This window comes from Geodermatophilus obscurus (genome assembly GCF_900143215.1).
GTDB lineage: Bacteria > Actinomycetota > Actinomycetes > Mycobacteriales > Geodermatophilaceae > Geodermatophilus > Geodermatophilus obscurus_A.
The window spans coordinates 450,622-464,440 of record NZ_FRDM01000001.1 but is presented as its reverse complement, the minus strand read 5'-3'; the positions used below and the strand labels follow the sequence as shown (position 1 = coordinate 464,440).

The window sequence follows — 13,819 nt, the reverse complement described above, 5'->3', positions numbered from 1 at the left end:
ACGGCCTCCACCGGCTGCGCCGCCTCCGCCACCTCGGTCGGCTGCACCGGCTCCACCGCCTCCACCGGCTGCGCTGCCTCGGGCACCTCGGTCGGCTGCACCGGCACCACCGGCTGCGCCGGCTCGGTCTGCTGTGGCGGTTCCGGGGCCTGGGGCGCTTGGGCTGTGGTGGTGTCTAGGAGGTCACTCATCGCTAGGCCGGGACTCGAACGAATTCGGCGATGTTGGGCCTGGTGGTGTCGACGGTGCCCTGAACCAGAGCTGTGCCGCGTCCGAAGTCGTTGGTGAAGACGGTGGGGGGTGCGAGCTCGGCCTCGAGCACCACGCTGCTCTCACTCACGCTGGTGCCGTCGGTGGAGACTCCGCGGGTTGCGATTTGTCGAAGCGTCTTGCGCCGACCGACAAACTCGGATGCGAGCTTGGCGGTCTCCAGGTCGTTGAGCCTGAGGAAGACGCGGAGCCCGACGTTGCCGAGGATTCCTTCCCAGCGGTCTCGGATGGTGGGATCGAATCGGGAGCGCCCTGTAGCCAGTGATTGCAGGGCGAGAAGGGCCATGCAGCCAGCCTCGCGAGAGAGGGAGAAGAAGGATGCGTCGCTGACCAGTCCCGAGCGCCCCTCGGTGGCCACTTGGGCGTACTCGTCACAGGCCAGGATCGAAAATCCTTTGCGACGCCTGCCGCTTTGGGTCCCGCCTTCTGTGAGGCTACTGAGGACCGTCTGCTGGTAGCCCGCTTTCATAAGCGTGCACAGAGACCGTTGGAAGGCGGGACTGCCTTGGCCGATGGAAACGACGACGACCTTGTGGTTGTGGTGAATTCCTTCGTACAGGTTGGGCGCCTGCGGGTGGCTGAGCCAGTCCCAGCGCTCTCGGAGGAGTTCGCCGAAGCTGGCTTCCACGGCCTGTCGCACGTAACGGCGTTGATTGGCTTCTGTGGTGGTGTAAAACTCGTCGAGTCTCGCCGCCGCCAGGGTTTCGTCCGCGTCAACGGCTGCGCTTGACCGGCGTAGCCCAAGGATGTGCTTTGCCCATTCGTGGGCGAGGTAAGACCGAACAGTCCTGTCCTTACCGATGTTCAGATTCACCTGGTGTAGGACGCTCCGTAGGAGCGTATTGGGGGTCAGCCTGTCGGGTTCTGCAGAGGGGCTGGCCTTCCCATCCCTCTTGGCCTTGGCTAATTGGAGCCGGGCGGCGGCAGCCATGACGACAGCGGCTGACTCGAGTAGGTCTGCGGTCAGAACAAGCCACCCGGGTTCGATAGGCCCTGCTTCGGCCATAACAACCTCGGCGACGAGGCGACCGATGTGGGCCGGTTCCAAAGGGAGGTTCAGCAGGTTGCAATGCTGATCCCGGTCCCTGGGGCTGATCAGCAACAGGTCGTCCTGGCGCCCTATGGTCCTAAGATAATCTGGCAACCACTCGGCGAGGACGCCTTTGGGATCGAGCAAGAGGCAGCCCGGGGTAGGCTCATGTGTCAACGCCTTTTCAAGCATCTTCTTGAACAGGTGCGTCTTGCCGGCGCCGGGCCCACCGAATAAGAGACAAGTTTGAAGCAGCGCATTGCGGCTGAGGCTCAGGGAGCGGTCAGTTGTACGGGTGACGTCGTAGTCCACGTCGAAACCTGAGACGCTGGGACGGATGACGAGCGGTGGCTCCAGGACCTGGCCGATGGGTATTGACCAGGTATCAATGGCCTTCTCCGCGCCCCCTTGAGCGGCCGTTGGCTCTTGCGTGGCTCGACCCTCGGGCCATTGCTCGCCTAGGGGGTGCGACGGGACGTCCGCCCTATCCGCGCCGAGGCCGGGGCCGTCGGCAGGTTGCCGCCATGAGCACGGCCCGGTGAGCCAGTCGCAAAAGTAGTACTGGTCCGCTCGAGATCGAGCCGCGCACCACTCGTGGTCCCGGGGTTCGGAGGGCAGCGTGGCCGTGGATCGCTTGTCGTAGACGGCGCGTTCGAGGTCGCGTTCTACCGCGACTTGGCGGAGCGTGACGTAGTAGGAGGGGCCAGCGCGCCAGCCGGTTGACGCCTCATCGGTCTCGAGCTCCGGGGAGCCTTGACCGGCCCTACGGTGGGCGCACGACACGCATGGTCGCGGCGTCTGCGGTTGTGAATACATTCAGGCCTCGCTCAGCCATTGTCCCCAGAGGTCCAGATGGACCGTCCGGCCTTGGGTGGAGACGGTAAATCCGATACGGGCAGGAAACTGACGGGAGATGAGGATGTAGGCCTTCTGCCACTTGCCGACCGGGTATCGGCCACGGGGAAAAACATGCCCGTTGATCACTCCCGCATGCTGCACGAGGCGGGCGTCCACCAATGAGATCAGGCAGTCCTCTCGCCACTCCTGCTGGCCATTAGTGATACGCCCAATTGTCAGCATTGCTTCGTGCCCGTTGTGTGATTGCAACTGCAGCAGGAGGTCGGCCTGCGTCGGGTGCCGGTGCACTCCTGAGATAGCGAATGCGCCGTCGCGCGCAGGATCCACGGCTTCACGTATCTGATATGCCGCTGTTGAAGCCGTACCCGTCGTGGAACCGTCGTCGGCTCGAATGTCCGTCGATGTTCGGTCGCTGTCCCGGCGAGGAGGTGCTGGTTCGGCGGCCACTAGTGAGGGGGGGACGACACCGGTCAAGGACAGCAGGGTGTCCAGGAAGCCAACGCGTCGCGGCTTGGTAGAAGCGGAGGGCCCGGACATGCGCGGGGAGCTTGGCGCAAGGTCCTGCTCGGCACCGGTGTCAGCGAGCACGCGGACGTCTTTGTGGGGACGCGGAGAACTGGACAGTAGGGCGCTTAGCATATTATTCGCCGATTCGCTGGCCTGACTGCCGGTCAGTCCGAGAGCGCGTAGCGCATCTTCGATGAACCTAGCGGCGGCCTCGTTGTATTCGTATTTGAGTCCCTGAAGTGCGTTGGTGTAGGTAGAGTCCCAGACGTTGGCGCCGTCGGAAAGTTCTCGGCGTCGTGCCGCCGTTGCTGCGTCCAGTGCGTTCTTGCCGTCCTCGACTGCTTTCCACGCCCTCTCGAGGATGTTTTGAGACTCGTCAGACACGCGTTTGCTCCAGCGCGCACAATCTTCACCCGCGTTGACTACCTCGCCGACCGCGAATCTGTTAGAGTCGACCGCGGAAATTTCTCGGCACCAGGACAGCTGGTGGGGTTGCTCGGTCACGACCCCTACCCCGTCGTAGGCGATCTCCAACTCATATGTTGCATTCTTGGCCAGGTCCCTCCTGACTTCGTTCCAACTTTCGCTGATGCGCTTGCCAACCTGTTGCTCCGTCACCTCGGACAACTCGTTCACGAGTCGACTGAGTCGCTCAACCATGCCAGTTTTCACGGGCGACACGCGGTGAGCGCAGGTCGCACACTTTCCAGCATCCGGATCCACGGTGGCATCAATGGACGCATAGCGACTGCAGGAGTCATCGTTCTTCACCTTGAGTCGGCAATCCTCCCAGACGCCTTCGAGCTCCCGGTCTCCGCAGTATGGATGACCTGCCGGGCGGATCAGAAGGCGTTGAGTAACGGGAGGCTGGTCGTAGAAGAAACGGTAGTCGTCGTCACGCTGCTTGCGGTCCCGTTCCCGTAGCTTGACGAGAACCTCCCGCCCGGCACTTAGCGACGCCGGTGGGATAAGGGACACAAGCTGCGCTGAGGTTGGCACTCCGGGGCGGAAATGCCGGCAGGATTGACAGATCTGCGGAACACCGGCCATGGCAGATTCCCCCTATGGAATAACAATCAACACCGGTCCGGTGGAGCCATTGGCCGGCTGATGCTCGGCTGCCCGCGGCACGGGCCACCCTTCCGGCGTCCGCCGGGCACATGAAGTGAGTGCTCCCCCATGGGCTCAGTCGGACGCCGCCCTTGTCCAGACCTTCCTGGCTCCGAGTGCCCGGGCACTTTCCTCTCAAGACGAACGCGTCCGCAAGGTCTTTGGTCCCATGCGGTATACACGTCGACCGAGCCGAGTAACGTTGAGTTACTAGTCGACTACGCCTCGCGGCAACCCACGGTTATAGGGGTCGGTATCTCCGGCGAGATTGACACAGCTAGGCCCCAGCGACATGGTCCGCATGTCATACGTGAGCCAGTTCACTCAGCGCCGTCGCGCGACGGCAAGGCTTTGGCACGCTGTCGTCCGGAGGCATGATGGAAACCCTCGACGTGCATGCCCTCGGCCCCTCGGGGTCGGGCAAGACCGTTTTTATGGCGAGCTTGTACAGCCGATTGCGGATTCGCCGATCAGACCTTGCGTTCTACCTCAAGACGGACCATGACACGTCTCTTGACCTGAACGCGGTCTTCAACCGCATCGCGAACCCCGACGAGTCCTGGCCCGAAGCCAGTCAAGACGTTCAAGAATGGCGTTTCTCCGTAGCCGTGCCGAGTTCCGGTGCCGACTTCGAACCTCTGCGAGTCAGTTACCTAGATTATCCGGGCGGCGTGCTCACCAATCCGCAAGCAGCGGCCGACGGGCGCATCCGCTCACTGCTCGACCGGCTGAGAAGTGCGCACGGACTCCTCGTCCTTCTGGACGGCATGGCCGTTAACGACCTCATGGCCGGCCGCCCAACTGGGCAGCGATACCTTGACTTCGACCTGACAAGCAGTCTGGAGATCGCACAGCAGAGCCGCTGTCCCATCCACTTCCTGGTCACTAAGTGGGACCTGCTCGAGAAAGCGTACAGTCTCGGCAGCATCCGCGACCGCCTGCTCGACGACGAAAACTTCAACGACCTCATCGCCGCCAAGGCGCGCGATGTCGGGGCGACCATCCGCCTGATACCGGTCAGCAGCGTCGGCAGCGGGTTCGCCGAACTAACACCCGAGGGAGGCATGCGCAAGACCGGGGTGCGTGCCCGTCCCTACAATGTCGAGATCCCCCTCGTTGCCGTGCTCCCCGACTTCATGCAGTTCGCCTACCAGGAGGTGGCTAGGCGAGAGGCAAGCCTGGAGGACGCTCCCGGTGGGAGCTCGCGGATACAGGCATTGATGTCCTCCCCGGACGCATCCGCCAAGATCGGCACCTACGCTGCCCAGATCCTGCGACGTATCGCGCCGACGGTTGGCGGGCGGCTGCTGCAACACAACCCCGCACTGGCCGCCCTTATCGCAAACGATCCCGAAACGGTCGCCAAGGCACTGACAGGACTCGCCGATCGCCTCCTCAAACTCCGCCAGGAACGGGAAGGCTCAGGGCGGGCGGCATTCCTCGATGACTTGCACCGCAGGCGCCTCGCCGTTCACTCGGAGCGAGAAGCGTATGAAGTCCTGGAACGACAGTTCACGACCATCCTCGACGAGTTCGAGTTACACCACCCTGACTCGGTCCTGAGCGCCGGCACGCGTTCATTTCTGCAAGGAGCAGCGGGATGAAAGTTCAGGCCTATCCCTTCGCGGTCGCACGCAACCGGACGCTCGACTGGCGCCCTCTGATTGCACCAGCCCCCCTAATAACGGCGGGGCAGGACTTCGCTCTGGTCCTGGAGACTGCCGGACAACACCCGCTTGACCTTGTCCAGCGGACATGGACGGATTCGTCGTCCCGACCGTGGCTGCTGGCCTACCACAGCGTCCCCGCCACCCGGGCGCTGATCAGCGCCGACGGCACGGACCAGCTGACCGACCGCTTCGGCCGACCCATCTTTCTCGTCGAGGGCGTCGCCTGCCCACAGGTGCGCAGCCTCCCCGCCGGAGGCGCGAAGCAGTTGGTCGATCAGGTCCATACCCGAGCCGCGGACAAGTTCCGAGAGTTTTGGGAGTGCGAGGACGAAGAGGCACCCGCGCAAGCCACCCAGGCGCTTGAGGCGGAGATCAAAGACGCCGAACCGGCTCTGGGCCCATTGTGGCGGAGCGCAGCTTCGGCAGCAGGCATCGCCGCCAGCGCCACGCTCCGCTCGATTGTTGCCCTCGTCGAGGCCAGGCTCTACTCGAGCGGGACGAAGGTCGTCGAGGAGCGCACGTGGTAGCGGGAGTCTCCCCTGACCTGGCCCAGCTGTGCCAGAGGGCCAACATCAATCTGTTCTGGCCGTACAGCAAGTGGATAGCTCAGATGGCGGCCCTCATCCCCAGCGGAGAACCGGTCCAGTGGGCAGCGAAGTGGTCCGGCACCTGGGAGAGCTTTGCCTTGCTCACCGAGAGACGAGTCATCCTCAAGCAAGGCTTCGCCGTGCCGATAACAGTCCCCTACCATCGGGTTCAGCGATTCGAACTCAAGCTCGGACTGTTCGGACACACTTTAACCCTCTCTTATGCACCCGACGGCGACCGCGGTAGCAAGACGGGCGAAATGCTCGCTAACGCCAAGGTTGGAGGGCTGCGGTTCACGGACGACGCGGACAGGGAGCGTCTGGTTCGAGCAATCCGCTTAGCCGCGGGGCTCACCGAACCTGGGGCCTCCACAACGACCGCCACCCTTGGTATGGAGATCGCGGCAGCATTCTTCGGAGTCGACGAGCAGCGCCCGGGCACTGCGACACGCCGGACTGAGGGGACCCCCGCCGAGCCGGCGGCCAGTACGAGTCGAATCAGCCGCGACGCCGTCCGCGAGACCCTGACCGCCGGGCGTATCGCCGCGCTGCGCCGGGCCGAGCGGATCGCTGGCCGCGAGGGCAACGACGACGCCGCCAAGGCCGCTCGCGCCGCCCGCGAAAAGCTCGGTGACGTCGGCGCCGAGGAGCTGCCGATAAGGGATTACGACTCGCTGTCGACCCAGGACGCCATCAAGGACGCCAAGGGTCTTGGGAGCGCGCACGACCGGACGGTTGATCCCAGCAGCGACGCTGACGGTAACGGCCGTCAGCCGGTGTTTGAGGTGCATATTTTGGGGCCGTCGGGGTCGGGGAAGACGGTATTCTTGGCCAGCCTTTTCCATCGGCTGCGGATCCGGCGTCCGGAGCTGGCGTTCTACTTGAAGTCGGACTTCGACAGCTCAAGCTACTTGAATGCCGTGTACAACCAGGTCACCGATCTTGAAGGAGGCTGGCCGCCGTCGAGTCAGGGCGTGCACGAGTGGAACTTCACGACCGTGGTGCAGTCAGCGGTGAATGACTTCGAGCCGCTGGCCTTCCGCTATCTGGACTATCCCGGCGGTGTGCTGACCAATCCGCGCGCCGCCCAGGACGAGTCGGTGCAGGCCCTGGTCTGGCGGCTGCGCGCAGCGTCCGCGCTGCTGGTGCTGCTCGACGGGCAGGCCATGGTTGCCCTGCTCGAAGGCGACCCCCGGGGAGCCCGGTACATGTCCTTCGAGTTGACCAGCAGCCTGGAGATCGCCCAGCAGAGCCGCTGCCCGCTGCACTTCGCGATCACCAAGTGGGACCTGCTGCACGGCCGCTACACCCTCGAGCAGCTCCGCGACCGGCTGCTGGCCGAGGACAACTTCGCCGACCTCATCGCCGCCAAGGCCCAAGACACCCCGGCCACCATCCGGCTACTGCCGGTCAGCGCCGTCGGCTACGGCTTTGCCGACAGCGACGCCACCGGTGGCATGCACAAGACGGGGCAAGCCCTGCGCCCGGTCAACGTCGAGCTTCCGCTGCTCAGCGTGCTTCCGGACTTCCTGCAGTACGCCCACACCGAGATCACCCAACGCGCCGCCGCCCTCACCGCCCTTAGCGGCCAAGGCCCGAACGGCGCCGGCCAGGCAGCACCCCAGTCCGCGTCACCCATGGCCCGGCGCCTGTCGGCCGGTGCGCTACGCGCCACCCTCGCCGCTCAGCACCCCCTGCTCGGCCTCATCCCCGCCAGTGTCTTCGAAGAGGCCGTCGGTTACGGCGAACGGCTCCTCAAGAATCGCACCGCCCGCAGTAGCGCCGGTCCCACCCAGCACGCCGCCGACCTCATGGCCGCCCGCCGCGACCTCCACAACGACCAACAAGCACTACGCCTCCTCCAAGACCAATGCGAACACCTCATCACCCAATTTGAAGAAGCGCACCCTGCCTCCAACCTCACCCAGAGCGCACTGCATCACAACTGAGGAGGTGAGCCCGGCGTCGTTGTGGGACCGGCAGATCCTGCCCCGGCTGGCAGGGCCCCTGCAAAGTCCTGAATGCGCCGGTTGGCCTGCGGTTCTGTGCTTCGGTCAGGCGTCGGCAAGCGCGTCGAGGACGTCGGCGGGTCGGTAGCTGAAGTCACGGTGGGCGGCGGCGATGTTGGTGCCGCCGCGGAGCCGGATGATGTTGATCGCGGTGTTGCGCAGGGCGGCCATGACCTGGGGTCCGTGGCCGGTGCGCACCCTGGACTGGTCCTCACCCTCGGTCACGTCGCGGACCCAGTGCAGGCAGTTCTCGATCGTCCAGTGGGAGCGAATCCAGGCGGCCAGCAGCCGCGGATCGGCGTCCCGGTGGTCCAGCGAGGTGATCGCGTAGACCGTTTCCACCGACGGGCTGGCGTGGCCGGTCACCCGTCGTTGGCGGACGACCTTGATCGCCCGGGCGCCGTGCGGGAACAGCCCGGCCTCCGGCGCCCCGGCCAGGTCGATGACCTTGATCGACCGGGATTCGGCTCGGCCGTGTCCCACGTGGCGCTCGCGCAGCCCGGTCACCTGCGCCCAGGGCAGTCGGGCCAGCGCCGTGCGCAGCGTCGGCTGGTTGCTCTTGACGGTGAACAGGTAGTGGGCTCCGCGGTCGTGCAGATAGTTCGCGTGCGCGCGCTGGCAGTGCAAGGCATCGGCGGTGACCACGAGGTCGCGCAGGTCAGGCACGGTATCCAGGACGGCGGTGAACGCGGCCAGCTCGTCTCCGCCGCTCACTTCGACCTGGGCCAGCGCCAGGCCCTCGGCGTGATCGAAGACCGCGATCAGTTTGGCCTGTCCACCGGGGCCGTCGCGGGCGCCGCGCAGGGTCTTGCCGACGACGGCCAACACCGGACGCACCTCACCGCGCGGCCGAACATGCTGGGCGCTGTCGCTGCCGGTCCTGGCGGCGGGCCAGGACCCAGCCGGTCAGCGCCCGCTGCAGCGCGGCGGCATCGACCGCGGCCAACACCCGGCCGAACGTGGTCGCATGCGGCGTCGGCCCGCAGACGCTCACCGCCTGCTCAGCGTGCGCGGCCCACTGCGCGATCGCCGCGTACGAGCGGGCGCCGGCCAGCACGGCGCCGACCGCGAGCAGCAGAATCGATTGCAGACCGTGACGACGGCCCCGCGCCTTACGCGGGTCAGGAACCGCAGACAGGGCCTGGAGCAGGCCGATCGATTCGGCCGCACCCAGCGACTCGGGTGGCAGGCCGGCCTCGGAGACAGCGTTGAGCAGGGCGGACGGGGAAGATGAACTCACGGGCACGGGCCTCCCGCTGGTGATCGACGGCTTCAACCACCTTCAGATCACCACACGGCCCGTGCCCGCCCCCGAACTCCCAGCTCAAGCGCTCGTTGCCCGACTTTGCAGCGGCCCTGCCCCGGCTGGGGCAGCTGCGGATCCGTGAGCTCAGCGTCGGCACCCTCAACCGGCACCTGCACGGCATCGCCGACACCCACGGGGTGACCACGGCGCGGATGTGCCGCTCGGCGCTCTCGGGCATGTGCACCCTGGCCGCCCGCCACGACGCGCTGGCCCAGAACCCGGTCCGCGCCCTGGGCCCGATCACCGGCTGGGTCAAGACCGCGCCACGCGCACTGACTGTGCCGCAGCTCCGGCAGCTGCGCGCGGCGCTCACCTATGACGACCGGGCCATCGCCCGGGACCTGCCCGACCTGCTGGCCTTCCTGATGGCCACCGGGCTGCGCATCGGCAAGGCCTGCGGCCTGACCTGGAACGCCGCCGACCTGCAGGCGGGAACGATCGAGGTCCGGGCCGCCGCCGTCCGAGTCCGCGGCCAGGGCCTGGTGGTCAAGACGACCAAGACCGACGCCGGCACCCGCACCCTGGTACTGCCGCGCTGGTGCGTCGGGATGCTGCGCGAGCGGGCCGCCCGCCCGACCGCGACCGCAGATGACCGGGGCGGTCGGCCGGTGTTCCCGCACCCCTGGGCGGCTGGCGCGACCCGTCCAACACCCAGGCCGACCTGCGGGACGCCTTCACTGCCGCGGGCTTCGACTGGGTCACCAGCCACGCCTTCCGCAAGACCGTGGCCACCCTCATGGACCAGGCCGGGCTCTCCTCTCGAGCAGCCGCCGACCAGCTCGGTCACGCCAACACCTCCATGACCACCGACGTCTACTTCGGCCGCAAGATCGCAGCCACAGGCGCCGCCAGCATCCTCGAGGTACTCGGTGACAGAACGGTGACGGTGCAGTGACGAGGGAAGATCAGTCTGCTTCCCACCGGCGGGAGCAGCGATGTCCAACGAGATCACCGTGCGGGCCAGCATTGCGGTGGCCGGCGGCCCCACCCGCTCAATCCATGAGGCCCTGACCCTGCAGGCCTACGACGTTGTCCAGGTGCCCGTGGACGCCGGCGCTACCAGGAACGTCGAGGTGCAGCCTGACGACGGTGCGCAGCTCCGGCTGCTACTGATCACCGCTTCGGCGTATGCGCGGGAGCTGACCTACCGGGTGGGTCCAGCCGATGACGCGCCAGAGCTGCGGCTCGACCAGCCGCTGCTGCTACTCGGGGAGTCGGCCACCGCCCTCCTCGGTGCCGCTCCCACCTCGATGTCCTTCACCAACGGCACGGACGAGGACGTCCTCGTGCACATAGTCGTCGGCCGCGACGCGGTCCAGGATCAGTAGGAGCGGCTCGGTGACCATCCCTCTGCTGTCTCCCGGGGTCTACGTCCATGAACTGCCGAGCGGGGTGCGGCCCATCACCGGGGTCAGCACGTCCACGACGGCCTTCGTAGGCCGGGCCCGCCGGGGCCCGGTCAACACGCCTCGCACCATCACCTCGCTCGCGGACTACGAGCGGCAGTTCGGCGCGCTGTGGGAACTCAGCGCCATGTCGTTCGCGGTACGCCAGTTCTTCCTCAACGGAGGGAATCGAGCGGTGATCCTGCGCCGGTACGCCCCGCCCCCGGTCGAGGAGGGTGGGGAACCGACGGACGGGCGGGCCAGGGGGCTGCTGGCGGCGGGCGACGTTCCTCTCGCCGTGGAGGCCGCGGATGCCGGTGCATGGGGGAGCGACGTCGTCGTATCGATCGCGGAGCGTGAGCAGATCGATGAGGAGCTGCCCTCTCCACACCTGCGGTTCTCCATCACGGTCACCGATGAGGGCACCGGGCTGACGGAGAAGCACCGGAACGTCTCCGTCGACCCGGACGACTTCCGCTTCTTGCGCACCGTCCTCGATCAGCAGTCTCGGCTGCTGCGGGTCCAAGACGGGCCGCCGTTGCCGGAGCAGGCACCAGACCCGACCCCACCCGATGCCCCGTTCCGCCTTACGGGCGGAGCGGATGGTGCGCCACTCCGGGACGACGACCTGACCGGGGCTGGGGACCCCTTCACCGACCTCGAGGGGGCCGACGACGTCAACCTCCTCTGCCTGCCCTCCCGCCGCGGGAACCTGGCCCCCGCCACCTGGGCGGCCGCGGCACAGTGGTGCCGGGACCACCGCGCCTTCCTGCTGATCGACTGTCCCGAGTCGATGACGGCAGCCGATGAGGTCGGTGGTTTCCTCACCGCGCTGAACCTGGCCCACAACCGGCGCAACGCCGCGGTCTACTTCCCGCGCCTGCAGATGGCGAACCCGCTGAAGCGGGGACTCGTCGAGGAGTTCGCTGCCTGCGGTGCGGTTGCTGGCGTGTATGCGCGCACCGACGCCGGCCGTGGGGTGTGGAAGGCCCCGGCCGGCCAGGAGGCCGGCATCGTCGGGACGGCGGGCCCGGTCGGTTCCGTCGATCAGGCGGTCAGTGAGGCGCTGAACCCGCTCGGGGTCAACGTGCTGCGCCCGTTCCCGCTGATCGGGACGGTCGTGTGGGGCGCACGAACCGCCGACGGGGCCGACCGGCTGGCCAGCGAGTGGCGTTACGTGCCGGTCCGGCGGACCGCACTGTTCATCGAGGAGACGCTGTACCGGGCGCTGCACTGGGTGGTTTTCGAGCCCAACGACGAGCCGCTGTGGTCACAGATCCGGCTCAACGTCGGCGCGTTCATGCACACACTGTTCCGTCAGGGCGCCTTCCAGGGGAGCACGCCGCGCGAGGCCTATCTGGTCAAGTGCGACGCCGACACGACCACCCAGGTCGACATCGACCGCGGTGTGGTGAACATCCTCGTCGGGTTCGCCCCCCTGAAGCCGGCGGAGTTCGTCGTCATCCAGCTGCAGCAGCTCGCCGGTCAGGCGCAGGCCTAGGAGGCACCTGGTGGCACAGTTCACGGTCAACGCCTACCGCTTCGACCCCTACAAGAACTTCAAGTTCCGCTGCCGGTGGGACGGCCGGTACGTCGCGGGGGTCAGCAAGGTGAGCGCTCTGCGGCGGACCACCGAGGTGGTCACCCACCGCGAGGGCGGTGACCCCAGCTCCAGCCGCAAGTCCCCCGGACGCACCGAGTTCGAGGCCCTCACCCTGGAGCGAGGCGTCACCCACGACACCGAGTTCGAACGCTGGGCCAACAAGGTGTGGAACTTCGGCGCCGGCCTGGGCGGCGAGACCTCGCTGCGGGACTTCCGCAAGGACGTCGTCATCGAGATGTACAACGAGGCGGGGCAGCTGGCGATCGCCTACAAGGTCTTCCGGTGTTGGGTCTCGGAGTACCAGGCCCTGCCGGAGCTCGATGCCAACGCCAACGCGGTCGCCATCCAAACGCTGAAGCTGGAGAACGAGGGCTGGGAACGTGACTACGACGTGACTGAACCCACCGAGCCGGCGTTCGACGAACCCCCGGTCGTCTAGGGGGCGCTCCGGTGGAGGACTCGGCCCTGCTGGCCCTGTGGGATGACTGCGCCGCGCTGCCAGGCAGGTCCCGGGCGCACCGGCTTGCGGCGTTCGGCGCAGATGGCGACGTCCGGGAGCGCGCGCTCGGTCATTGGCAGGCCGGGCTGGCGACGGCATGGCGCCGGGTGGGCGGCGGGCCGCTGGAGGCCGTCGTCGACTGCCCCGCGTGTGCGGCCGAGCTGCAGGTGACCGTGCCCGCGGATGTGCTGCCGACAACCGGCCCGCCAGCGGGGACGACGGCCGTCGAATGGCGGGGCGAGGTCGTGGAACTGCATCTGCCGACGGCGCGGGACGTCGACGACGCCTCGGGCTCCGCGCAGCGGCTACTCGCCGCCTGCACCGCGGCGCGGCCGGACGGATCCCAGCCGACCGAGGCGGTGGCCGAGGCGCTGCAGCGAGCCGATCCCGCAGCGCTGCCCGCCCTGGAACTGTCCTGCCCCGAGTGCGGCTGCGGATTCGAGGAAGTTGTGGATCTCGCCGCCTTCGTCTGGGCGGTCGTTCAGCACCGCGCCCACGCGGCTCTGGCGCAGGTGGCGACGCTGGCGGCCGCCTACGGCTGGGGTGAGGCGGAGATCCTGGCGCTACCTCCGGGGCGGCGAGCCGCCTACGAACGGCTGGTCCCGTCGTGAGCGACTACTTCGACCTGTTGCTGGCGGCCGCGCGCCCGCCCCGGCCCGGAGGGCTGCGGCCACGGCCCCGCCACCGGTTCGAGTCCTCGCCCGGCCCCGACGGACCACTCGAGGAGGTGCTCTCCGGCACCGTCGCGCCGAGGCCGACCGGCCCGGGTCCCCGCGCCGAGGATTCCCGTCCACAGGAGGCACGGGAGCGCCCCCCGCGCCAGACGGCCCCGCCATCGGGAATCGCCCCCATCCGGCGAGTGCCGACCGACACCGAGCGGCCGGCGTCTCCACCCGGCGCCGAGCGGTCGGCGTCGCCACCGAGTCTGGCCTCCGCTCCCCTGCCGGCCGCCGGGTCCCGGTCTCGAACGGCACGGCCGGTTCAG

11 protein-coding genes and 1 pseudogene are annotated in these 13,819 nt (G+C 67.4%); 8 read left to right on the top strand and 4 right to left on the bottom strand.

Going from position 1 to position 13,819, the window contains the following annotated elements; genetic code table 11:
• Positions 1–193: 193 nt before the first annotated feature.
• Positions 194–1,612, bottom strand: coding sequence for a TraM recognition domain-containing protein (locus BUB17_RS02340; RefSeq protein ID WP_072912433.1), 1,419 nt, complete (start codon positions 1,610–1,612; stop codon positions 194–196).
• Between the two features lie 504 nt (positions 1,613–2,116).
• Positions 2,117–3,715 (bottom strand): hypothetical protein, encoded by a 1,599-nt coding sequence (locus tag BUB17_RS25885; protein WP_141242869.1) that lies wholly within the window; start codon positions 3,713–3,715, stop codon positions 2,117–2,119.
• A 437-nt stretch (positions 3,716–4,152) separates the two neighbouring features.
• Here BUB17_RS25885 and BUB17_RS02330 point away from each other — a divergent pair, with 437 nt between their 5' ends.
• Genes BUB17_RS02330 through BUB17_RS26535 form a run of 3 tightly spaced genes read left to right on the top strand, consistent with a single transcriptional unit; the run spans position 4,153 to position 7,981 of the window.
• Positions 4,153–5,379: a hypothetical protein gene (locus tag BUB17_RS02330; RefSeq protein WP_141242868.1), complete on the top strand. Its 1,227-nt coding sequence runs from the start codon at positions 4,153–4,155 to the stop codon at positions 5,377–5,379.
• Positions 5,376–5,972: a hypothetical protein gene (locus BUB17_RS02325; RefSeq protein WP_072912425.1), complete on the top strand. Its 597-nt coding sequence runs from the start codon at positions 5,376–5,378 to the stop codon at positions 5,970–5,972. Before BUB17_RS02330 ends, BUB17_RS02325 begins: the two co-directional genes overlap by 4 nt.
• Complete coding sequence (locus tag BUB17_RS26535) at positions 5,966–7,981, top strand: hypothetical protein (protein WP_175561249.1); 2,016 nt, start codon at positions 5,966–5,968, stop codon at positions 7,979–7,981. Before BUB17_RS02325 ends, BUB17_RS26535 begins: the two co-directional genes overlap by 7 nt.
• A gap of 105 nt (positions 7,982–8,086) precedes the next feature.
• Here the strand turns inward: BUB17_RS26535 and BUB17_RS02315 are convergent, their stop codons facing one another.
• Together BUB17_RS02315 and BUB17_RS27340 are read right to left on the bottom strand one after the other, a co-directional pair.
• Positions 8,087–8,869, bottom strand: a complete 783-nt coding sequence (locus tag BUB17_RS02315; protein WP_208983290.1) for an ISAs1 family transposase — start codon at positions 8,867–8,869, stop codon at positions 8,087–8,089.
• Positions 8,870–8,879: 10 nt separating this feature from the next.
• Positions 8,880–9,317 carry a transposase family protein gene (locus tag BUB17_RS27340; RefSeq protein ID WP_208983289.1) on the bottom strand — a complete coding sequence of 146 codons (438 nt, stop codon included), beginning with the start codon at positions 9,315–9,317 and terminating at the stop codon, positions 8,880–8,882.
• A gap of 652 nt (positions 9,318–9,969) precedes the next feature.
• Here BUB17_RS27340 and BUB17_RS28135 point away from each other — a divergent pair.
• From BUB17_RS28135 to BUB17_RS26530, 5 genes and pseudogenes are all read left to right on the top strand, one after another.
• Positions 9,970–10,104 (top strand): annotated as a pseudogene (locus tag BUB17_RS28135) (site-specific integrase); the annotation flags it as partial.
• A 178-nt stretch (positions 10,105–10,282) separates the two neighbouring features.
• Complete coding sequence (locus BUB17_RS02305) at positions 10,283–10,675, top strand: hypothetical protein (RefSeq protein ID WP_072912419.1); 393 nt, start codon at positions 10,283–10,285, stop codon at positions 10,673–10,675.
• A gap of 10 nt (positions 10,676–10,685) precedes the next feature.
• Positions 10,686–12,233 (top strand): phage tail sheath family protein, encoded by a 1,548-nt coding sequence (locus BUB17_RS02300; RefSeq protein ID WP_072912416.1) that lies wholly within the window; start codon positions 10,686–10,688, stop codon positions 12,231–12,233.
• A gap of 10 nt (positions 12,234–12,243) precedes the next feature.
• Positions 12,244–12,774, top strand: coding sequence for a phage tail protein (locus BUB17_RS02295; RefSeq protein ID WP_072912413.1), 531 nt, complete (start codon positions 12,244–12,246; stop codon positions 12,772–12,774).
• An 11-nt stretch (positions 12,775–12,785) separates the two neighbouring features.
• Positions 12,786–13,445, top strand: a complete 660-nt coding sequence (locus tag BUB17_RS26530; protein ID WP_072912410.1) for a hypothetical protein — start codon at positions 12,786–12,788, stop codon at positions 13,443–13,445.
• Positions 13,446–13,819 lie beyond the last annotated feature (374 nt).